Origin of the sequence: Venatorbacter sp. C2-1, from assembly GCF_022832715.1 — a bacterium.
Taxonomy (GTDB): domain Bacteria; phylum Pseudomonadota; class Gammaproteobacteria; order Pseudomonadales; family Oceanobacteraceae; genus Venatoribacter; species Venatoribacter alkanivorans.
This window is the reverse complement of sequence record NZ_CP094879.1, coordinates 3,451,518-3,473,285: the sequence shown is the minus strand read 5'-3', so window position 1 is coordinate 3,473,285 and position 21,768 is coordinate 3,451,518. Positions and strand designations below refer to the sequence as shown.

At 49.4% G+C, this 21,768-nt stretch carries 16 protein-coding genes; 11 read left to right on the top strand and 5 right to left on the bottom strand.

What is annotated here, in order from left to right; genetic code table 11:
• The first annotated feature begins 8 nt into the window (after positions 1-8).
• The 5 genes from MT343_RS15570 (at position 9) to MT343_RS15550 (ending at position 7,341) form a co-directional block, all read left to right on the top strand.
• Positions 9-1,916 (top strand): FliG C-terminal domain-containing protein, encoded by a 1,908-nt coding sequence (locus MT343_RS15570; protein WP_186435762.1) that lies wholly within the window; start codon positions 9-11, stop codon positions 1,914-1,916.
• On the top strand, positions 1,917-2,717 hold the full coding sequence (locus MT343_RS15565; RefSeq protein ID WP_243989418.1) for a motility protein A: 801 nt from the start codon (positions 1,917-1,919) through the stop codon (positions 2,715-2,717).
• Positions 2,718-2,740: 23 nt separating this feature from the next.
• A complete protein-coding gene (locus tag MT343_RS15560; protein ID WP_145466387.1) occupies positions 2,741-3,415 on the top strand; it encodes an OmpA/MotB family protein in 675 nt (224 codons plus the stop codon).
• A gap of 120 nt (positions 3,416-3,535) precedes the next feature.
• Positions 3,536-5,533 carry a PhoX family protein gene (locus tag MT343_RS15555; protein ID WP_243989417.1) on the top strand — a complete coding sequence of 666 codons (1,998 nt, stop codon included), beginning with the start codon at positions 3,536-3,538 and terminating at the stop codon, positions 5,531-5,533.
• A 59-nt stretch (positions 5,534-5,592) separates the two neighbouring features.
• Complete coding sequence (locus tag MT343_RS15550) at positions 5,593-7,341, top strand: hypothetical protein (protein ID WP_222428432.1); 1,749 nt, start codon at positions 5,593-5,595, stop codon at positions 7,339-7,341.
• 43 nt (positions 7,342-7,384) lie between these two features.
• Here the strand turns inward: MT343_RS15550 and ppnN are convergent, their stop codons facing one another.
• Both ppnN and MT343_RS15540 read right to left on the bottom strand, forming a co-directional pair.
• Positions 7,385-8,746, bottom strand: coding sequence for a nucleotide 5'-monophosphate nucleosidase PpnN (gene ppnN, locus MT343_RS15545; RefSeq protein WP_145466386.1), 1,362 nt, complete (start codon positions 8,744-8,746; stop codon positions 7,385-7,387).
• 26 nt (positions 8,747-8,772) lie between these two features.
• A complete protein-coding gene (locus tag MT343_RS15540) occupies positions 8,773-9,387 on the bottom strand; it encodes a CBS domain-containing protein (RefSeq protein WP_145466385.1) in 615 nt (204 codons plus the stop codon).
• Between the two features lie 264 nt (positions 9,388-9,651).
• Between MT343_RS15540 and MT343_RS15535 the strand changes: the two genes are divergently transcribed.
• Both MT343_RS15535 and MT343_RS15530 read left to right on the top strand, forming a co-directional pair.
• Positions 9,652-10,953 carry an ammonium transporter gene (locus tag MT343_RS15535; protein ID WP_145466384.1) on the top strand — a complete coding sequence of 434 codons (1,302 nt, stop codon included), beginning with the start codon at positions 9,652-9,654 and terminating at the stop codon, positions 10,951-10,953.
• A gap of 16 nt (positions 10,954-10,969) precedes the next feature.
• On the top strand, positions 10,970-11,635 hold the full coding sequence (locus tag MT343_RS15530; RefSeq protein ID WP_145466383.1) for a hypothetical protein: 666 nt from the start codon (positions 10,970-10,972) through the stop codon (positions 11,633-11,635).
• Between the two features lie 7 nt (positions 11,636-11,642).
• Here MT343_RS15530 and MT343_RS15525 read toward each other — a convergent pair whose 3' ends face one another.
• On the bottom strand, positions 11,643-12,419 hold the full coding sequence (locus tag MT343_RS15525) for a hypothetical protein (protein WP_145466382.1): 777 nt from the start codon (positions 12,417-12,419) through the stop codon (positions 11,643-11,645).
• 120 nt (positions 12,420-12,539) lie between these two features.
• Between MT343_RS15525 and purU the strand changes: the two genes are divergently transcribed.
• On the top strand, positions 12,540-13,391 hold the full coding sequence (gene purU, locus MT343_RS15520; RefSeq protein ID WP_145466381.1) for a formyltetrahydrofolate deformylase: 852 nt from the start codon (positions 12,540-12,542) through the stop codon (positions 13,389-13,391).
• A 112-nt stretch (positions 13,392-13,503) separates the two neighbouring features.
• Here the strand turns inward: purU and MT343_RS15515 are convergent, their stop codons facing one another.
• On the bottom strand, positions 13,504-14,691 hold the full coding sequence (locus tag MT343_RS15515; protein ID WP_145466380.1) for a thiolase family protein: 1,188 nt from the start codon (positions 14,689-14,691) through the stop codon (positions 13,504-13,506).
• A gap of 302 nt (positions 14,692-14,993) precedes the next feature.
• On the opposite strand from MT343_RS15515, the gene MT343_RS15510 reads away from it, so the two are divergent.
• From MT343_RS15510 to MT343_RS15500, 3 genes are read left to right on the top strand one after another with little or no spacing between them, the layout of a single operon-like run.
• Positions 14,994-17,834 carry a hypothetical protein gene (locus MT343_RS15510; protein ID WP_186435761.1) on the top strand — a complete coding sequence of 947 codons (2,841 nt, stop codon included), beginning with the start codon at positions 14,994-14,996 and terminating at the stop codon, positions 17,832-17,834.
• A 21-nt stretch (positions 17,835-17,855) separates the two neighbouring features.
• Positions 17,856-19,739 carry a DUF1302 domain-containing protein gene (locus MT343_RS15505; protein WP_243989416.1) on the top strand — a complete coding sequence of 628 codons (1,884 nt, stop codon included), beginning with the start codon at positions 17,856-17,858 and terminating at the stop codon, positions 19,737-19,739.
• A 39-nt stretch (positions 19,740-19,778) separates the two neighbouring features.
• Entirely contained in the window at positions 19,779-21,140 is a 1,362-nt protein-coding gene (locus MT343_RS15500; protein WP_145466378.1) for a DUF1329 domain-containing protein, read from the top strand.
• Between the two features lie 103 nt (positions 21,141-21,243).
• Here MT343_RS15500 and MT343_RS15495 read toward each other — a convergent pair whose 3' ends face one another.
• Entirely contained in the window at positions 21,244-21,747 is a 504-nt protein-coding gene (locus MT343_RS15495; protein ID WP_186435760.1) for an outer membrane beta-barrel protein, read from the bottom strand.
• Positions 21,748-21,768: the final 21 nt, after the last annotated feature.

Below are 21,768 nucleotides of genomic sequence, written 5' to 3'. Positions count from 1 at the left end.
AGATGCCGATGAGAATTCTTACTGTATTACTGTGCTTCGTCTCACTGCTGGTCGCTGCTGAAGAACAGGCCTATGAAGTTCCGGTTAAGAAAGATGATCTGGAAGAGGCGCGCTTTAAGAATGAAATGGAAGCGCGCCTGGCACGGGATATCAAATCTTATCTGGGTGATAACCGCTTTATTATTCAGGTTGAAGCGACACTGCAGAAAACCCGGACCATGGTGAAAAACAATGAGCCGGCATCACCTGCCACTTCTTTGCCTAAACCGCCTGCCCGTCAACCCATTACCGAAATCCGTCCACGTACGGTAAAAACCTTTGCTGCGGATGAACTGGAGGCATTGCCCGGTTTGCCGGTTAACGAACTTCCTCTGCTGAAAGAAAACGAACAGGAAATTCAGGCACTGCAAAATAAAGTGCAGCAGCTGGAGCGTGAACGTACCGATGTACTCAATTATGCCGATCAGCTGAAACAGGAAGCCGAAACCAAGATTCAGACCATTCGTGAAAAAACACTGGGCTTTCGCAACAGCATTAAAAAAATGACCATTACTCTGGTTGTTGACCGTACGCTGAATGATGAACAGGTTGAATTCTTACGCAACCTGATTACCCGTAAATCTCAGCTGGATGAATTGCGTGGTGATACGCTGAATATTGTCCGTACCGAATTTAAACGTCTGGAGAATGACAAACCTGCTGCTCTCAGCCTGTGGGAGGAATATGCGCTCTGGTTCTGGCTGGCGTCATTGCTGCTTGTCTTACTGGTCATAGCTTTAGGAATGCGCGCATTAGGCCGCCGGATGATTCCTGCCGCAGGTACTCCTGTATCCACAAGTTCCGATAACGGATATAGCGATAGCCGTGCCGTGGTTGCACAGGAAAATGATCAGCAGGTTGAACTGAAGCGTCAGGTTAATGAGGTGCGTCAGGCATTGGTGTCATCCGGATTGTCTCAGCCACAGCTTTTTCAGCAGCTGGTTCAGCAGGGACTGCAGCGACAACAGTATTCCGAAGCAACGGCAATGCTTGAAGTAATGGGTAAGCCTTTGTTGCGCAGCCTTGTTCCTGCATTAACCAGCACCGAGTGGCAGGAGCTGGAACAACAGCGCAGCGAAACGGACTGGAATAATGAGATGCTGCTGCAATCCCTCAGTGCTTTCCAGCAGCGCCTGCAGCAGGGATTGGCAGATAACTCTGCGGGCAATTCACCGTTTTCGTTTCTGGAAAAACTCAATGATTCGCAGGTGCTTTATCTGATTAAAGATGAGGACACCCGCATTAAAGCCTTGGTTATGTCGCAGCTTCCGGCTGAACGGGCGGCGGATATTATTCAGCGTATGAAAGAAAAAGATCAGGCTTCTGTAGCCTATGAACTCGGACAATTCGACACTCTGCCGGTATCCGCTTTCCGCGACGTAGCTGATCGTCTGGCGCATGCTTCGTTATCGGTACCGACCTTTGAAAACATAAGCGCCGATGGTTTATCAGTGCTGATCCGCATGCTGGATAATATGAACAGTGCGGAAGAAACCCGCTTACTGAAAACCTTAAAAGGCGAAAAGCCGGAAACCTATTACCGTCTGCGTCAGGTGTATTTTACTTTTGCTGACATGGCCCGCGCTCCGGAGCGGGTACTGGCGAATGAGCTGCGCGATATAGACCGCGGTGTTCTGGCCGCTGCCTTATGTCATACATCAACTGAATTTAAACGCCATGTGCTGGCCGCCTTGCCTGCTAAATTGCGCGCAGCCGTTATTGCTGAACTGAAAACAACCGAAGCTGACATTGCGCAGGAAACGGTAGAAGCCGGACGCAAACAGGTTGTGCAGAAAATGCGTGATGTACTGAAAGCCGGACGTTTCTCTATGGAAGAGCTGGCGCCTATTGCTAAACAGTCGCAGGGGCAGGAATAAATGATGTTTTCATTCAGCACCCTGATTGGCTTTTGCGCTGGTATCAGCCTGTTTGCATTTGCCATTATCAGCAGTACCGATCATCACCAGATTTTTATGAGCCTTTCCAGTCTGGCGCTGGTGCTTGGCAGTACGTTAGCGGCTTCACTGATCAGCTACAGCAGCGGTGATGTTCTGATTGCCATGCGCAGTATGGTGCAGACTTTTTTCCATACTCCCACATCGCAAAAGCATTTGCGCACACTGGTCAGCCGCTTTGTTGACTGGAGCAACCTGTATCGTCAGGGAGGTATCAGTGCCCTTGAGCAGAGTCTGAGCAAAGAAGAAAGCAAAGATGAGTATCTGTGTCATGCGATGGAGCTGATTGGCTCGGGTTATAAAAACCACGAAATCCGCATTATGCTCAGTGATGCCATGGATGCCACCTGGCAGCGGCATACGCTGGAATCCAAGGTGCTGAATACCATGGCAACCTATGCCCCGGGGTTTGGTATGGTCGGTACTATTATTGGTCTGATTATCATGCTGGATAACCTGAACGGCGATATGGCCGGGTTAGGGCAGGGGTTGGCACTGGCATTAATTACCACTCTGTATGGTGTGGTACTGGCGAATTTATTCTTTAAACCGGCAGCCAATCAGGTTACAGAAAAGCAGGAAGCACTTTATTACCGCCATCAGCTGATTACTGAAGGTTTCGTGATGCTGGCGGAAAAACGTGATGCTCTGTTTATTCAGGACAGGCTGAACGCCTTTCTTAAACCGTCAGTTCGTCTGCAGTTTTCCGATGAAGAACTCTGAGCTGATATACCCGGAGGCATGCCGTGGATGAGGCCGTAAAGCGCCGTGGCCTGCGCCGTCGCCGGCCTAATTTTGACGATTCTTCCAGTTCCTGGCTGATCACTTATTCCGATGCCATTACGTTGCTGTTGGCTTTCTTTGTGATGATTCTGTCGGTATCTGATATTGATCAGGGAAAAGTAGAAGCACTGCAGGAAGGGTTATCGACGGTAATGACTGACCGTCAGCAAACAACGCCCTTTACCGATATTAAAAAAGCGCTGGATGATTATATCGAACAGAATGGTCTGCAGGATCAGTTGTCGGTCGTTCTGGATCAGCGCGGCGTTAAGGTGGAGTTTGCGAATGTTGCACTGTATGACTCTGGATCTGCTGATTTAAAAGCCGGTGCGGTTCCTCTGTTGGAAAAAGTTTCTGCCATTATCCGCGACACCAGTCACGAAACACATATGATTGAAGTGGAAGGTCATACCGATGATATCCCCATTGCCAATGAGCAATTTCCTTCCAACTGGGAGCTGTCAGCAGCCAGAGCGACTCATGTTGTTAAATATCTGATGAGTCAGGGCGTTGCCAAGGAGCGTCTGAAGGCCTCGGGTTTTGCCGACAGCCGGCCAAAAGAAATGGATCCCGCCCAGACAATTGAACAACAACGCGCTGCTAACCGCCGGGTGGTGGTTCAGGTCAGACGTTACTGATAGCTGCAATAAAACTGTCGTATATCTGTCATAAAACTGCACGCTTACTGTCATTTTTCTCTACTAGCCTAGCGCCTCAGGAAATAACTCCTAATCAGATAGTCTTAGAGAGAGATGACTATGGAACTTTTTCAAAAGAAGCGCTTGTTTCAGGCGATGATCGTTGCTTCTGCAGCCACTCTGGCTGCCTGTGGTGGTGATAACAATAACAAAGATAATAACACTCCAAAATCTTCATCTTCCGTTACCCGTTCCACCGTTTTTGCGGCGAACGAAACTTGTGCCAATGGTGGTATTACAGTTGAAAGTGGTATCGATGATAACCGCAATGGCGTGCTGGATGATGCTGAGGTAGACAGCACTCAACAGGTTTGTAACGGTCAGGACGGTAGCAATGGTCAGGACGGTAATAACGGCAGCCCGGCATTTATGAAATTTGTTGGTGTCAATGCTCCCGCCACTGATGCAGAAAAACGTGAAGTATCCGTTTCTCAGGCTATCGTAAACGGCAAAATTTATGGCGGCGAATATAATGTATTCGCACGCTCTGGTGATGTTATCAGCGGTGTTGCCTTTGGCCAGCTGGTAGACAAAGCCGGTACCGTACTGAAAGAAGATGACGGTTCCACACGTATTTCTGATTCCAACGAATTTACTTCCCTGCTGCCAATCGGCAATAAGCTGTATTCTGTTTCCCAGTTTGAAGACCGTCCTGGTGCGATGTTCCTGCTGGAACTGGATCAGAATAAAGACAATGGCAAGCTGAGTGTTACCAATTTAACTCAGATTGATCAGTCTGGTGTTGACGGTGGCTGGGTTCACTGTGCAGGTTCTGTTACTCCGTGGACTACTCACCTGGCATCAGAAGAATATGAGCCAGATGCGAAATCACAGCCAACAAGCGTTGAAGCGGCTGCTAATGGCTACTCTGCTTCGATGCTCGATTACTATGCCGATGCGACCGAATGGAACCCATATTTCTACGGCTGGAATATTGAAGTAACAGTTGCAGAAAATGCTGCTGTCACTACAGAAAAACACTATGCCATGGGTCGTCTGGCGTTTGAATTGTCTTACGTTATGCCTGATTCAAAAACAGCCTATATGACTGATGACGGTACTAACGTTGGTCTGTATATGTTTGTGGCTGATACTGCCGGTGATCTGAGTGCTGGTACTACTTATGCTGCTAAATGGAATCAGACAGATTCTACCGGTGTTGGTGCAGCGGATCTGACCTGGATCAGCCTGGGTCACGCTACCAATACTGAAATCAGCGATTACGTGCATGGTACTAACGGTAAAACGAAAGTGACCTTCAACGATATCTTTGAATCTGAAGCTCCTGTTGCGAATGCATGTAGTGCTGGTTTTACTTCTATCAGTGCTAACGGTGTCGGTCAGGAATGTCTGAAAGTTAAAGCCGGTATGGAGAAAGTGGCTTCACGTCTGGAAACCCGTCGTTATGCCGCAATGCTGGGTGCAACCACAGAATTCCGTAAGGAAGAAGGTATTACCTACGACAGCAAGCGTCATAAAATGTACGTAGGCATGTCTAACGTTACCAAAGCTATGCTGGCTGGTACTTCTGGTGATGTTGGTGGTCCTGACCATATGCAGCTGGATGCTGAGAACAAGTGTGGTGCGGTTTATCAGATGGATCTGGGCCCGGATTCAGTAATCGGCTCCAACTATGTCGCCCGCAATATGTATGGTCTGGTTGCTGGTCGCCCGGTTACTGCTTCTGATCCACAGGTTGCTGGTTTTGAAGCCAAGAACAGCTGCCATATTGATGGTATTGCCGAGCCAGATAACGTTACCTATATCTCGGGCTACGACATGCTGGTTATTGGTGAAGATGCAGGTTCTACTCACCAGAATGATGCTATCTGGGCGTATGACTTTGCTACTGAAAAACTGACCCGTATTCTGACCACTCCATATGGCTCAGAAACCACCTCTCCATACTGGTACCCGAACATCAATGGCTGGTCTTACCTGACCACTGTTGTTCAGCACCCTTATGGCGAGTCTGACAAAGATAAAAATACTGGTGCTGGTGAAGCCCGTGCTTACACCGGTTACGTTGGGCCTTTCCCGGCTGTAAACGTACAGTAATATTCGGCGCTTAAGATCAGGGGCAGCTACGGCTGCCCCTTTTTGTTTCTGGTAGATTTATGAAAGCATACCCTCTGTTTATTGTTGCTATGTTGTCCTCGGTATTGTCCGGGTGCTTCACCGCCTCTGAAAGTGATCATTCCAGCGCGCCTGAGGCCGGGACGGCACAAAATATACCGACAGCCAGCAAAGTGAATCCGGTTGCCTCCGGTTATTCGTTCGGAACGGTGGTTGATATAACGGATGATACTACTATAAATCCTGTGCCTTATATTCCGCCCCAGTGTTATACCGACCCGGTATCCGATCAGGGCATCCAGAATCCTTGCTATGCCTGTCATACAGAAAGCAAACGGCCAAACTATCTCAATGATACTGATGTTCAGACTGCTTATAATTTTCCTGAAACCGGCCTGAAAAATAATTGGGATAACCTGTTTAAAGACCGTACAGAAGCCATTGCTAAGGTGTCAGATCAGGAAATACTTTCTTACGTCAGGCAGGACAACTATTTCTCTGATAATGGCGGAATTATTCTGTCAGCCAAATTGGCAAACCCACCAGCAGAATGGGACCGGAACCAAAACGGCCAATGGGATGGCTATATACCGGATGCTTATTTCTCCTTTAATGCACAGGGATTTGATATTTCACCTGCCGGTGAATATACCGGCTGGCGTGTCTTTGCCTATTACCCTTTTCTGGGAACCTTTATGCCAACCAATGGTTCGACGGATGATGTCATGATTCGTCTGCCTGAAGCATTCCGTAAAAACAGTGATGGACAATTCGATCCTGTTACTTACGCTGTTAATCTCGCTATTGTTGAAGCACTGATTAAAGAAAAAGACATCCCGATTACTGCCGTTGATGAAAATGCTTACGGCGTCGATCTGGATAAAAATGGCGTTCTGTCGATAGCTCAGCATGTAAAGTATGATTGGATGCCAAAAGAAAATCGCCTGATGAGTTATGTCGGAAAAGCCAAAGCATTACAGGAACAAGGTATCGTGCATCTGGCGGCGCGTTTGTACCCGGAAGGCACCGAATTTCTACATACCGTACGTTATCTTGATGTGGCGGATGGCAAAGTGAAAATGGCTAAGCGTATGAAAGAAGTACGCTATTCGAAAAAGAACTCCTGGAGGAACTATTACCAGTTACGGGGGATTGTTGATGACGAAATCAAAGAGCGTCACGACTTTCCATCCCGCACGAAAGTGGCGCTGGGGGATATGGAGTCCGGATTAACCGTTGCGCAGGGATGGACGTACCAGGGGTTTATTGAAGATGATGCTGGTCAGTTGCGGCCGCAAACCTATGAAGAAACGTATTTCTGTACCGGGTGTCATGGTTATATCGGCTCCTCCAATGACACTACTATTTCATTTGCCCGTAAATTCGATCATGGCAGTTTCCGTGATGGCTGGTATCACTGGCTGGAAAAAGGACTTGAAGGTATAGCAGACCCTTTACGTGAGGATGGCCGTGGAGAATATGCTTATTATCTTGAACATAATCCAACCGGTAATGAATTCCGTGATAATGAAGAGGTACTGAATAAGTTTTTTAATTCTGACCGCAGCCCTAAAGTTCAGGAATTCTCAAAGTTATCGCAGGATATCAGTCATTTATTGCTGCCGGGCGCAGAGCGCGCTCTGATGCTGAATAAGGCATATCAGGTTGTGGTAAAAGAGCAAAGCTACAGACTGGGACGTGACGCCGTGATTAAACCGGTAACAACGGTACATAAAACGGTCGAGGCTGAGCAGGATACCGGTATTAAAGATATTCTCAGTTATTACTGAGTGCTAGAAAGCGGCTGATCACCAGCCGCTTTCTTTTGTTTCTTTAGCGGGCCACGATTTCATAGCAGGGCGTATAGTCGCCGCTGATCTTCATTCGACCATGTTTTACCATCGCGGTTAACAGCACATCCATGCCTTCCAGAATACTTTTATCTCCCTGTATCTGATACGGCCCATGCTCCTGTACGCGGGTTATCCCCACTTCCTTCACATTACCGGCAACAATACCGGAAAAGGCCCGGCGCAGATTAGCAGCCAGTTCATGGCCAGGCAGTGATTTGCTCAGGCACAGGTTGCTCATGGCTTCATGGGTCGGATCGAACGGTAGCTGAAAATCTTCGGCAATGGTCAGAGCCCAGTTGAAGAAATAAGCATCGTTGCTGGACTGACGATACTGTTCAACCTCGGCGATCCCAGCTTTCATAGCCCGCGCAACTGCTTCTGCATCCTGGATAATAATCTGATAACGCTGCTGGGCTGTGGCTCCAAGCGCTGTGCCAATAAAACGATCAATGGCGCGCAGATAATCCTCTGTTTCGCTTGGGCCGGTAATCACAATCGGAAACGGAATTTGCTGATTGTCCGGGTGTGACAGTACGCCGAGTAAATACAGAAGTTCTTCGGCCGTACCAGGCCCTCCCGGAAAAATTACAATGCCATGGGCAAGACGGATAAAAGCTTCAAGACGTTTTTCAATATCCGGCAGAATCACCAGTTCATTCACAATCGGGTTCGGGGCTTCGGTCGCAATAATGCCCGGTTCAGTAATACCGATATAGCGGCCATCGCGGTTATGCTGTTTGGCATGGCCAATAGCGCAACCTTTCATTGGACCTTTCATTGCACCCGGGCCGCAGCCTGTGCCGACATCTAAGCCGCGTAGTCCGAGCTGATAACCAACATCTTTTGTGTATTGGTATTCATTGCGCGGAATCGAATGGCCTCCCCAGCAGATCGCCAGGTTCGGTAACCGATCCGGTTTCAGTACGTTGGCGTTACGCAGTAAGTGAAACACTGCATTGGTAATGTCGTCGCCATTATTCAGATCAAAACGATGCGCCTTAAGAATCGATTCCTGTGCATAGAGTACATCACGCAAAACAGAGAATAATTGCTCCCGCACACCACGGATAATTTCGCCATCGACAAACGCACTCTGTGGAGGGTTTTTCAGACTGAGAACAATACCGCGGTCTTCCTGCTGAACCTGAATATTAAAGTTGCGGAATTCTTCCTTTAGTTCGAGATAGTTATCTGACTGACTGCCAGCGCTGAGTACGGCATAGCAGCAACGCCGTACCAGTTCATGAATTTCACTTCCGACTTCCCGTAATTGCTGTATTTCATAACGTGATAAAACGCGCAGATGGGTTTTAGGGTGAATCAGCTCATAGTGTTTTGTCATGGTTTCTCCTTACCTCCGTATGATATCTACGCCCAGAGTTCCATTGGGCCGTAATGCCGGAGTAGTTTCAGAATATCGGTGCGGGTAATAATGCCGCAAAGGATTTGATTGTCATCGATAACGGGCAGGGCACCGATGTTGTATTCAAAAAGAATGTTACTGGTCTGTCGGATGTCGGCATTTTTCATCACGCAAATTACCGGGTGAATAGCGTAATTCAGGATATTATTTTCCCATATATCTTCACTGTTCCCCGGCCGGATGTTTTGTTGCATTAAAGCATGCATCAGATCGCGATCAGAGATGATCGCCAGGACTTTATTTTCTTGGTCAACGACAGGCAGGTGGTGATAGCCACTCTCTGCCAGCTTATTCCAGCCATCCTGAACGGTATCGTCCGGTGTCAGGGTGAGAACCGGTGTATGCATGATATCGGCTGCAAAGGCGATTGAATCCGGTGTTTTTTGCGGATGCGCATAATGCTCCAGTACCTGCTGAGCCTGCCGCTCCGCTGGAGACTGAGAATCCCCGGGCCTGACCTTTTGCACTGCAGACGATGCTGCGGTGGCTTTTATCCGGTTTTTATCTGGCCGCAAAGGGGTTTCAACCCGGATGCCCATGTCGAACACGATTAATGACATTGCTTTTGACCATTGCCTGAAGTTCCTTCTCTGCAATATAGCAGTGCGCTTGTTGTTCTGTCAGCCTGAAGCTGGTGCGCTTCAGAATGGATATGCACTTTCGTGGTGCCGGGAGTGCTTCTGTTGTGATGGCCTGTTCCGGATCTGGGGCGAATCGTATCTGTTTTTATCTGGCACAGCCTTTGCTGATAACCAATTCAGGTGAGAACGTGCGAAGCAGTAGAGCGTTTTTAAACTCCGTCCCGGCAGTTAACAGGTAATGTTATGAAATGGATTATGTGGACAGTATTAAGCACTCTGAGTGTTCCTGTTATGGCAGGAGAAACATCGGTTGAGCTGAGTATCAACACATTGTGGGTAGTCATGGCTGCTGCTCTCGTGTTCTTTATGCAGGCGGGTTTTGCTTTATTGGAAAGTGGCATGTCACGGGCAAAAAATGCCGTTAACGTGATGATGAAAAACTATATGGACGTGTGTCTTGGCAGCCTTATTTTCTGGCTGGTTGGTTATGGCCTGATGTTTGGTGAAAATTTTACCGGCTTTTTTGGTGCCAGTCATTTTGCGCTTTTTAATACTTCAGCAGAAAGCCAATCCTGGGATTATACCGTGCTGTTATTCCAGATTATGTTTGCCGCAACAGCCGTAACTATCTGCAGCGGAGCTATGGCGGAACGGACAAAATACGATGCCTACCTGATCGCCACCTGTGTAATTACTGCATTTATTTATCCGGTATTTGGCAGCTGGGTATGGGGTGGTATGTACGGTGGTTCAGGCTGGCTGGCTAAGCTGGGTTTTATCGATTTTGCCGGTTCGACAGTTGTTCATTCCGTGGGGGCCTGGTGCGCATTAGCTGGCATTATCGTTCTGGGGGCACGTACCGGACGTTTTGATCGCACCACCGGTGCTGCGCGAAGTATTCCGGGCCATAATCTTTCGCTGGTCGCTTTGGGTGGTTTTATTCTGTGGCTGGGTTGGTTTGGTTTTAACGGTGGCAGTACGCTGGCGGCCAGTCCGGAAATCGGTCTGATTGTACTCAATACTCAGTTGGCCGCGGCGGCTGGTGCAACGGGAGCCTTGCTGTTCAGCCGTATAACCAGACGTCCGGTGCTGTTAACTTCAACAATTAACGGCAGCATTGCCGGTTTGGTCGGAATTACGGCAGGTTGTGCATCAATGGCACCTGAGTTCGCTGCACTTACTGGTCTTATTGCCGGAGCGATATCGGTTTATGGGGCAGCCTGGCTTGAACGCCGTCGTCTGGATGATGTGGTGGGTGCTATTCCTGTGCATGGCTTTGCCGGGGCATGGGGGACACTGGCTGCAGGGCTTTTCCTGAAAGATAATATGTTTGATTTATCGCAGATTGCGGTGCAGTTAGTGGGCATTTTCTCGGCGTTTTTCTGGGCCTTTCCGTTATCGCTTATTCTGTTTTTCCTGATTGATCGCGTGATCGGTTTGCGTGCGAGTACCCAGCATGAACAACAGGGTCTTGATTTTACCGAGCATGATGAAGTGGGTTATCCGGAGTTTCATCAGAACGTTACTTATCATCGTGAATCATGAGTAGCCGATAATGACAATGACGATCGAAGCAAAAAGACGGGCGGTATTTACGGTTCTGCAGGAAACCCTGCAAGGAGATGGATTATGGCGTGCCATGTGGCGCTGGCAGAATCATTATGCGCAGAAATCACAGTTTGAATTGAATGGTTTTCTGTCTGACTGTAAAGATATCCCGGAAGTCGCAAATAACCGTTCTCAGTTATACCGGCAATTAATCGGTATTCTGATGGATGACGGGGCCCGGTTAAAGCCAGACCCTATGGATGAAATGCTGAAATATCAGTCTGCTCAGCAGCGCAGTGGCAGTCTGGATGAAATGGAGTTGTTTCCGGCGCAGGATTGGACGGATGTTTATGAGGTGGTACTGACGACATTGTTTGGTCAGCTGCGCTCGGATACGGCAAGGGTTGTTAAGCGCTATGCAATGGAGCAATCCTTGCGTCACAGTATTTCGCAGGAACTGGCTTACTCATTTAATCTGTGGGGGGATGACAAGCATCCCCTGGTGCTTGGTGATTCAGCTCTTGTTGATTTAAAACGCTTGCTGAATTTTATTTATATCGGCGTTTGTGAATGTCTGGGACCGGTGGATGCCGACCGGATTTTAAGCCTGAGTATACGGTCGGCAGCGGAGGTTAACCGGAATGCTGCCACAGACCCGCGCCAGCTTCTGGAAAAATAAACCAGAGTCAGCTGGCGGCAATGCGGCTCAGCTGGTCAACCATGGTGCTGGTGTAACGCATTACCAGAAAGGGGACTAGTTTGGCTTCGACATTTGTGGCGGATTTTTCTATAAACAACCATTGGCTGCGTATGCGCTGCAGTGAGGCGAGGGCTGAGGCATTCAGATCGGCACTGTTCAGACTGTTAAGCCCGGCGGAGAATTCCTGGCAGAGCTGGTTGATATCCTGACCATTGCTGAGGGGGGCACCCATTGAGGATGCGGCACGTTCCAGATAGCGTTCCGTAATACCCAGCAGCAGCCGCTTCTGGCTGCGGGTCCAGTCTTCTATAGCGGAAACGGAGAACTCGCCATTCTGGCGTAATTCATCGCCGATTTTTTCCAGCTCGCTGATCATGGCACTGGATGCATCACGCATCATGGCCACGACCTGAAGTTCAGGAAAGTCATTCACTTCAATTTCATGAATGTTCTGCTGCATCAGTGAGCGGAACTTTTGCCAGTGGCTGTCGACGCTCTGCTGAGGGTTGCTGTCATTATTGAGCTTGAGGTTGCGTAACTCATTGCTGACGTTCTGCTGTTGCTCGCCGACGACAAGCAGATAACGGTTCAGCTCGTTCAGAAGTTGCTGATTACCTTCATCGGCCTGCAGGTGGTAGTAACGCAGCAGCAGTGTCTTGACGCCGACACTGAGGTCGAAAACATTCTGTTCCAGAGAATTGCTGCTCGCCTGGGCTGAAAAGCCGACAAACAGGGTGAGAATCAGGGATCTAAGGAGTAACATAGGCGTCTCTCCGATACTTATTATTGTTTTTTAGTTGGCTTCAGTTGATCACTTCCCCCGCGCAGGTGCAATAGCCTTTCGGGCCAGAGTAGCAGCTGTATGAGCCAGTAGTGGATTTCTATGGAACGAGTATACCGATTAACGATTTCCTGTCCGGACCGGGTGGGCATTGTAGCGAAAGTTGGCCAGTTCTTTTCCGGACATGGTGGCTGGATTGTTGAGGCAAACCATTATTCTGACCCGGTTACCGGGCGCTTTTTTATGCGTCACTGCATCCGTGCTGATTCACTGCCCTTTGATCTGGCAACGCTGAAAGCAGAGTTTGCGCCGATTGCCGAAGAGTTCGATATGGACTGGCAGGTGAACGACTCGGGCGTGCCGAAGAAAGTGATCCTGATGGCGAGCAAAGAAAGCCACTGTCTGGTGGATCTGCTGCATCGCTGGCACAGCAAAGAACTGGTCTGTGATATCCCCTGCGTTATTTCCAATCACGACACTCTGCGCTCGCTGGTTGAGTGGCACGGAATTCCGTTCTTCCATGTGCCGGTTGATCCGGCGAATAAGGCTGAGCACTTTGCCCGCGTTAACGCCATCGTCGAAGAACACAAAGCCGATACCATTGTGCTTGCGCGCTATATGCAGATTATTCCGCCGGAACTCTGTGAGCGTTACCACGGCCAGGTAATCAATATTCACCACAGCTTCCTGCCGTCTTTTGTTGGCGCCAAACCCTATCATCAGGCGGCAGAGCGTGGGGTGAAACTGATTGGTGCAACCTGTCACTATGTAACCTCTGAGCTGGATGCCGGCCCGATTATCGATCAGGACGTGATCCGCATCAGCCATAACGATACCGTGGAAGATATGGTGCGCTTGGGTAAAGACGTTGAGAAGATGGTGCTGGCGCGCGGTGTGCGCAGCCATCTGGAAGACAGGGTGTTGTTGCACGGTAACAAGACCATCGTCTTCTGAAGCTATCTGCCATCTTCGATAACGCTTCAGGGATGGGCGGGTTACAGACATAAAAAACGGGAGCGGCTTTTCAGTCGCTCCCGTTTTTTTATGTGCTGTTACTGGTCTGGGATCAGATCAGTTCGATAGCAACCGCCGTCGCTTCACCACCACCGATACACAGTGCGGCAACACCTTTTTTGCCGCCGGTGTTTTTCAGCGCGTTCATCAGAGTGACGATCAGGCGTGATCCGGTAGAGCCAACCGGGTGGCCCTGAGCACAGGCGCCGCCGTAGATGTTCACTTTGTTGATATCCAGCTTCAGTTCATCGATTGGCATCATGGCAACCATGGCGAAAGCTTCGTTGATCTCAAACAGATCCACGTCGTCTTTATTCCAGCCGGCTTTGGCCAGAACTTTCTCAATCGCACCAACCGGAGCGATGGTGAACTCAGATGGATGCTGAGACTGAGTGCTGTGTGCAACGATGCGTGCCAGCGGAGTTACGCCTTTGGCTGCGGCTGCAGATTCGCTCATCAGAACCAGAGCAGAGGCACCGTCTGAAATGGAAGAGGCATTAGCGGCGGTGATGGTGCCGTCTTTGGCGAAAGCCGGACGCAGGGTAGGAATCTTCTCGATGTTGGCATTGAATGGCTGCTCGTCCTGCTCAACAACGGTTTCACCTTTACGGCTGGTAACGGTAACCGGCACGATTTCAGCGCTGTTCAGGCCTTTTTCAATCGCGTCTTTGGCACGGGTCAGAGACATAATGGCGTACTCATCCATCTGCTCACGGGTATAGCCTTTCTGGTTGGCGACATCCTGTGCAAAAGAACCCATCAGGCGGCCTGTTTCGGCATCCTGCAGACCATCCAGGAACATGTGATCCTGTGGTGCGCTGCCTGCACCCATGCGGAACCCGGTGCGCACGCCTTCCAGAACGTAAGGTGCGTTAGACATGGATTCCATGCCACCGGCAACGGCAATCTCCACAGAACCTGCTTTGATGGCATCGTGCGCCATCATGGTGGCTTTCATGCCGGAACCACACAATTTATTAATGGTGGTAGCACCGGTTGCATCCGGCAGGCCAGCCTTACGCATTGCCTGACGGGCCGGACCCTGCTTCAGGCCGGCTGGCAGCACGTTACCCATTATCACTTCCTGCACGTCGGCGGCATCGATACCAGCACGCTTCACGGCTTCAGCGATGGCCAGTGCGCCCAGATCGGTTGCGCTGACGCTGGCCAGGCTGCCTTGAAAACCACCCATCGGGGTGCGGGCGCCGGCGACGATAACCACGGAATCTTGATTTGACATGTGCTGCTCCTGAGTCAGATATCTTGAAATCGGCCGCCATTCTAGAGGAATAGGGCGCTTTTTAACAATTGCCAGGCGATTGGGGAGCTGCTCGCGACAAAGTCGCAGCAACTACATGCCTGCTACGAAGGTAGTGTTACGTACAGATACAAAATGAGAGGGGGATTAGCAAGGAATCATACTTTTGAGTGATGAGGGTGCGTGACGGCCAGATTATAGTCATGGGCATCTCTTTGGGGGTATGGATACACGCACGCCCCAAAAGTGCACCAATAACCATAAAAACACAGACAGGTAGCAATATGGTGAAGAAGACCCTTCTCAGTCTGGCCATCGCAGCCACGACCGCAGGCCTCGCCGGCTGTAATATCAGTAGCGTTGAAAAACACAATGACAATGTCGATACCACGCCGGTGACGTCCGGAACAGTTGGTAACGGCGGTCAGGCTACAGAGATTACCCGCGTTATTTATAACCCGAGTTCTACCAATGCAGCTGGACTTCCCAATATCCCTCTGATCACCGATTTGCTTATTCAGGGGTTGGCCGGTGCTGACAGCGATTGCGCATCGGAAGACACGGCTACCTGTTTGGACGGTACCATTCCGTTTCCGGGTGGTGATATTGCTCTTGGTGGTGCAGGTTACAACCCGATTTTCTCTGCTGTGGGCGATTTGGACGGTTTCTCTACGGTATCAGCAATTGATGTTGCCTTTGATGGCGCTTTAGACGCTACGTCCATTGTGACCACTCCAGGACCGACAACCAACGTACTCCTGGTTCCGCTGAATTACACCAATGATCCGATTGCAGGTGGCAAGCCACTGAACAATGATGCACCAGCGCTGAACGCGGCCAATCCTTTTGGCACACCTGTATCTATTGAAGCAAGCGTTGTTACTTATTCTGATTCTGCAGATAACGCAAACAATGTTCTGCGAATCATGCCGAAAGAGCCTCTGGCGTCTAAAACCCGTTATCTGGTAGTTGTAACTGATGGCCTGAAGGATTCTGAAGGCGTAGGTGTTCGCTCAAGTACTACATTCAGTTTGCTTGCAACAGCAACCGCTGATGCGCAAGTGCCGACTGCGGCTAAGTTACAAGGTGCAATCCGTTCTTGGGTTGGGCTTGCGAAGGGCATTGCTGGTGGACTCGGACAGGCACTGGAAACCAAAGACATTGCATACGCCACAACCTTCACAACTGGTGGCGGCACTGAGATTTTGTCGGCAATGGCAGCTCCTGGACTCGTAAACGCAGCGGTCAAACAATCCTTGCCGGCCAGCCTGCGCTATGTTGTAGAGAGCAACTTGGTAAGCAATGATGGTGATATCAGTGCTGCAACGGCAGGCTTTATTGGTTATGTTAACAGCTTACCTGAGGCGAATAAGACTGCGATTATTACTGCATTAGGCGGAGATCAGGCATGGCAAATGAATGCCGGCGCTGCTGTTACTCTTGCCGCTGCATTGCCGCAGCCGGCTCCTCGGGTTGCCAGCTTTACCGCAACCGGTATAGACCTTAATGCATTCGGTATCTCTGGCACTGGTTTGAGCATGTCAAATGGCTCTATTAAGTTGCCGTATTACTTGTCAGCACCCGATACATCCGCATTGGCGAATACAGCGCTGCGCTCTTTCGCTGGATTCTGGCAGGCGGATGATACTTTAGGTTCGGATCTGTCCGCTTTGTTGGCTGGAGTCGGGTTGTCGGCGTCAGCAGTAACTCCTCCTTCGACAAACGTCACTCGCCTGTTCCCTCTGGCTAAAACAGGCTTGCATACCAGTGAAAGTAATCCGCTTGGCTATGTAAACGTTCCTGTTTCGGTTTTCTACAATAGTTCAGCTACTTGCTCTTCTGGTTACTCTCCTGTGATCTACCAGCATGGCATTACGACTAAACGCACAGCAGCTATCCCATTTGCTGCGCAGGTTGTGGCAGCAGATTCTTGTTCTGCTGTTATTGCTATGGATTTACCAATGCATGGTCTGGAGCCTTCTGATCAGGCGATGCTGGCAGGGTTATACACAGCGCCGGCTGATATGAATGGCGACTCGGTTGTTAATGCTGCGGATAACTTCATCTATGGCTTGTTGCAACAACGTCACTTTGGTTTGACTCAGTCTGCCGCTGGCACTCCTACAGGTATGCTTGTGGTACCTGCTGGCGGTGCTGGTGATACTAGTCCGCAAGATGGTATTTATGATGCGGCCAAATCAGGCACATTGTTTATCAATATCCTGAACTTCCAGAATACCCGTGACAATATGCGTCAGGCAGTGGTTGATCTTCTGAATCTGAACGCCAGTCTGGGTTTCCTTGACTTTGATGGTTCTGCCGGGGTCGACATCAATACAAGTGAGCCTGTTAAGTTTGCGGGGCATTCTTTGGGGGCGATTGTTGGTACACCGTTCCTTGCTCTTTCCAATGCTCTGGGTGGCAGTTCAGGTGAAAATATTTATCTGAATAAAGTCGAGGCTGGGGTTTTGGCTAATGGTGCTGGTCATGTAACTAAAATGATCGAAAACTCATTCGCTTTTGGCCCGAATATTATTGCTGGCTTTGAAGAGATGGGTAGACAGGCACCAACCCCTTTGACTTTGTCGCAGGGCTCTTCATTGTTTGAGCTGACTATGCACATATTCCAGGCCACGATTGATTCTGCAGATCCGATTAACTTTGCCGGTATGCTGCAATCATCTGCATCATCCACAGGGGTCTTAATGTTCCAAGTTGTTGGTAACGGAACTACTAATGCTCCGGACTTGGTCGTGCCGCCAGCTGCATTTGCTGACAATGGCATTCCACCTCGAGTAATGCTGGATGATGGTATTACAGGAGAAGATGGCTCAAATAACAAACTGGCAGGCACCTCTGCTGCGCCTCTCGCTGGTGCAACGCCGTTGGCCGCGGTTGCTGGTATGACTGCAGCGACCCAGTCTGTGGGAGATGGCTCTGAGTATTTACGTCGTATCGTTAGCTATACCGATGGAACCCATAGTTCATTTGGAACACCTACCGATGGTGACCCAACTGATAATGGTGGAGCTGTTTTTGGGGAAATGCTTAGTGAAGTTATCAGCTTTTTCGCTGCTGATGGTAAAAGCTTAACCATCACTAATACCAGTGTCGTGAAGCAATAACATCTGAGCGGAGTACATATTATGAAAATAACAAATAAGGGATTGCACCCGATGAAGAAAATTCCTTTAGCACTTGCAGTGTCTGCTCTTTCTGTTGCTTCTGCCAATGCGGTTGAGTTTAATTTTGGTGATCTTGGTGTGCAGCTGGATAACACGATCAGTTACGGTGTTGCCTGGCGTGTTGAAGGGCGTGATTCTGATCAGATTATGCCTGGTAACGGCTCTCTTGTAGGCGAAACGGGCACCGGGTCATCGTACAACTATGACGATGGCACTCTGAACTACAGCAAGGGTGATATCTATACCAACGCCGTGAAATGGAGCGGTGACCTGGAAATTAACTACCAGAATTTTGGTGGTTTCTTCCGTGCCCGCGCTTACTACGATACGGCCCTGATGGATGAAGATACCGATTTCAAACCACTGAATGACGCCACTAAAGATGCAGCCGGTAAGGGTGCTGAATTAATGGATGCTTACGTCTGGGCTGATATGGAGTTGGGTGCAACACCGGTTAACCTGCGTGTAGGTCGTCAGGTAGTTAGCTGGGGTGAAAGTACCTTTATCCAGGGGGGTATTAATAGCATTAACCCGGTGGATGCTTCTGCTTTCCGTAAGCCAGGTGCTGAAGTAAAAGAAGGTCTGCTGCCGGTTAATATGGTGTACACCTCTATTGGCCTGAGCGCGGATGTTACGCTGGAAGCGTTCTATCAGCTGGAGTGGGAAAAAACCCGTACAGACCCATGTGGTACCTTCTTCTCGACAGTGGATTTTGTTGCTGATGGCTGTGGGCCGGTTATTTTGGGAGGTACAGAGTCAGAACTGTTCTATCTCGAAGGTCATCAGGCAGATATTGATGACAATATCCCGAACTCTGATCGTGAACTGCCAATTACCCCTCGCTTAGCTGATGATCAGCCTAAAGATTCCGGTCAGTATGGTTTGGCGTTGCGTTGGTATTCTGAAGCGCTGGGAGATACCGAATTCGGTTTCTACCATATGAATATTCATAGCCGTGTTCCTTACATTAACGGTTCGGTGACGAACTATACGAAAGCTAAAAGTGACGGCGGGGTTCAGATTAATCCAACGGCAACCTACGATAGCTATCGTCCTCAGTATCAGATTGCTTATCCGGAAGATATTCAGATTTCCGGTATCAGCTTTGCGACCAGTACTGAAGGTGGAGCCTCTATTTCTGGTGAAATCAGCTATAAGCCTGATATGCCACTGCAGTGGAACGCGTTTGAGCTGATTCTGGCCGGTAATGGTGCTCCGTTCAGTCGCCTGTATCAGCAGCGTGCCGCAGAAGCAGGTGGAGCCAGTTCTTTGTATGGCGAGCTTGCTGAAGGTTACGACAAGTTTGATATGTGGCAGGCACAGATGACCTTTATCAAATTCTACGACCGTGTATTAGGTGCAGATCGCCTTGCGCTGGTTTCTGAAATTGGTATGACTTATGTCGATGGTTTGCCTGATACCGATAAAGCACGTTATGGCCGCTCCGGTGCATATGGTATCGGTAACAATGATGGTGTGATCAATAGTACTAACTACTGTCTGGATGGTGGTTCAGCTGCTAACGCTCAGGCTAAAAATTGTACTGATGATGGCTACGTAACCGAGCTTTCTGGTGGTATCCGTCTGCGTGCCTCGATGGATTTCAATAACGCGTTTGCGGGTGTGAACGTAACACCAACGTTGTCTGTTGCGTATGACAAAGGCAATGGTCCTGAGCCAGGTGCCCAGTTCCTGGATGATCGCCTGACTACTGGTCTGGGTGTGTCCTTTGTTTACCTGAACAAAACATCGGTTGATCTTTCATACACCAACTTTTCTGGTGGTGACTACAATCAGATGGTTGATCGTGACAACGTCAGTCTGTCTGCAAAATATTCATTCTAATTTACTGGCTCAGACAAGAATTACAGAGGTCTATGAACCATGTTGAAAAAACATTATAAAACCTGGGGCGGCGCAATTGCGCTGTCCCTGATGGTAAGCGCAGCAAATGCGGCTGTTTCTCCTGCAGAAGCGGCGAAAATTGGTAAAGAACTGACGCCAATGGGCGCGGAAATGGCTGGCAAAGGCGAAATTCCTGCCTGGACCGGTGGTATTACCACGCCTCCTGCTGGTTACGTTGCTGGCGGCAAGCCGGTTGATCCATATGCCGCTGATAAGGTGAAATTTGTAATTACAGGTGCTAACTACAAGCAGTACGCAGAAAACCTGACCGAAGGTCAGAAAGCGATGTTTGAGAAGTATCCTGATACTTATAAAATGCCGGTTTATCAGACCCGTCGTTCATCTGCCTACCCTCAGGCTATCTACGACAAGACCAAAGAAAATGCTACCAAGACCAAGCTTTTGGAAGGTGGTAACGGTCTGGAAAATTATGTAGAAGGCGCGCCTTTCCCTGTCCCACAAAATGGTATGGAAGCGATCTGGAACCATATCGTCCGTTATCGTGGCGGTAGTGTACGTCGCGTGGTTGGTCAGGTAACTCCACAGGTGAATGGTGACTTTACTCTGGTTCGTTTCCAGGACGAGTTCACCTTCCGTGACAAACTGAAAGACTATGATCCTAACGCGGATAAGAACGTATTGTTCTACTTCAAGCAGGATGTACTGTCTCCGGCGCGTCTGGCGGGTAACGTACTGCTGGTTCACGAAACTCTGGATCAGGTAAAAGAACCGCGTAAGGCCTGGGTATATAACGCTGGTCAGCGTCGTGTGCGCCGTGCGCCACAGGTTGCCTACGATGGTCCGGGCACTGCAGCAGATGGTCTGCGTACTTCTGACAACTTCGACATGTTCAACGGTGCACCTGACCGTTACGACTGGAAGCTGGAAGGTAAGAAGGAAATCTATATTCCTTACAACTCTTACAAACTGAAAAGTGCTGATCTGAAGTACGCTGATATCGTCAAGCCTGGCCATATCAACCAGGATCTGGCCCGCTACGAGTTGCATCGTGTATGGAAAGTGACTGCGACCCTGAAAGAAGGTAAACGCCATATCTATGCCAAGCGTGTTTTCTATATCGATGAAGATACTTGGCAAGCAACTGAAATCGACCACTATGACGGTCGTGGTGAACTGTGGCGCGTTGCTGAAGCACATAACCTGATGTACTACGATACACTGGTACCTTGGTATGCTATCGAAACGCTGTACGATCTGAACTCTGGCCGTTACCTGGCTCTGGGTCTGGATAACGAAGAGCAGGGCTCTTACGAGTTCGGTTTCGAGCGCAGCCAGCAGGATTACACTCCGGCCGCTCTGCGTCGTGAAGGTAAGCGTTGATCTGAGTTAGATCTGCGTAATAAAAAAGGGGCTTCGGCCCCTTTTTTATTACGCTTTTTTAAATATTGCCGGTAAGTCTGGTGGCAATACCCGCTGCGGATGATCAGAAATTCAGCACGAAACTCGCCTGATACACCGAAGAAGCATCTTTATTGATGTACTCACCGCGAACATCGACTTTCGGAGTCAGGTGAAAGCCAGCACCTGCACCAAGCAGAATGCCGTCATCATCACCGATATCCAGCCCCAGTCGTGCAATTGCAAATAAGTTAGGGTTAATTTCCGGTAGCTGTTTTTCGGCGACTCCGGCGACCCAAAAGCCTGAAATATCACTGTTCGGGCCTTTAAAAAAGTCATCGGTCTGGCTGTAGCCGATTTCGACCGTTGTTTTTACCTGATCGATATCGTTATCAAGTTCATAGCCAGCAAAAATGCTCAGGCCTGCAGCATCGACATGGCTGCCGCCAAAGGGACTGTCGACAACATTCTGTGACACGCTGGCGCCCAGTTGCAGACGCTCAGGCTGAAAGCCCTTACCATGATTGTCGGCTTGCGCCATCAGTGGCAGTGAGCTTAAGGCGAGTAACAAAGGAATGTGTTTTTTCATTGTAATCATCCTGTTGGTTAT

Bases quoted from the DNA above. Each gene is read 5' to 3' on its own strand.
- MT343_RS15530 (WP_145466383.1), top strand. From the start codon at position 10,970: ATGACGATCGAAGCAAAAAGACGGGCGGTATTTACGGTTCTGCAGGAA.
- MT343_RS15505 (WP_243989416.1), top strand. From the start codon at position 17,856: ATGAAAATAACAAATAAGGGATTGCACCCGATGAAGAAAATTCCTTTA.
- ppnN (WP_145466386.1), bottom strand. From the start codon at position 8,746: ATGACAAAACACTATGAGCTGATTCACCCTAAAACCCATCTGCGCGTT.
- MT343_RS15550 (WP_222428432.1), top strand. From the start codon at position 5,593: ATGAAAGCATACCCTCTGTTTATTGTTGCTATGTTGTCCTCGGTATTG.
- MT343_RS15525 (WP_145466382.1), bottom strand. From the start codon at position 12,419: ATGTTACTCCTTAGATCCCTGATTCTCACCCTGTTTGTCGGCTTTTCA.
- MT343_RS15540 (WP_145466385.1), bottom strand. From the start codon at position 9,387: ATGTCATTAATCGTGTTCGACATGGGCATCCGGGTTGAAACCCCTTTG.
- MT343_RS15515 (WP_145466380.1), bottom strand. From the start codon at position 14,691: ATGTCAAATCAAGATTCCGTGGTTATCGTCGCCGGCGCCCGCACCCCG.
- MT343_RS15565 (WP_243989418.1), top strand. From the start codon at position 1,917: ATGATGTTTTCATTCAGCACCCTGATTGGCTTTTGCGCTGGTATCAGC.
- MT343_RS15535 (WP_145466384.1), top strand. From the start codon at position 9,652: ATGAAATGGATTATGTGGACAGTATTAAGCACTCTGAGTGTTCCTGTT.
- MT343_RS15510 (WP_186435761.1), top strand. From the start codon at position 14,994: ATGGTGAAGAAGACCCTTCTCAGTCTGGCCATCGCAGCCACGACCGCA.
- MT343_RS15500 (WP_145466378.1), top strand. From the start codon at position 19,779: ATGTTGAAAAAACATTATAAAACCTGGGGCGGCGCAATTGCGCTGTCC.
- MT343_RS15495 (WP_186435760.1), bottom strand. From the start codon at position 21,747: ATGAAAAAACACATTCCTTTGTTACTCGCCTTAAGCTCACTGCCACTG.
- MT343_RS15555 (WP_243989417.1), top strand. From the start codon at position 3,536: ATGGAACTTTTTCAAAAGAAGCGCTTGTTTCAGGCGATGATCGTTGCT.
- MT343_RS15570 (WP_186435762.1), top strand. From the start codon at position 9: ATGAGAATTCTTACTGTATTACTGTGCTTCGTCTCACTGCTGGTCGCT.
- purU (WP_145466381.1), top strand. From the start codon at position 12,540: ATGGAACGAGTATACCGATTAACGATTTCCTGTCCGGACCGGGTGGGC.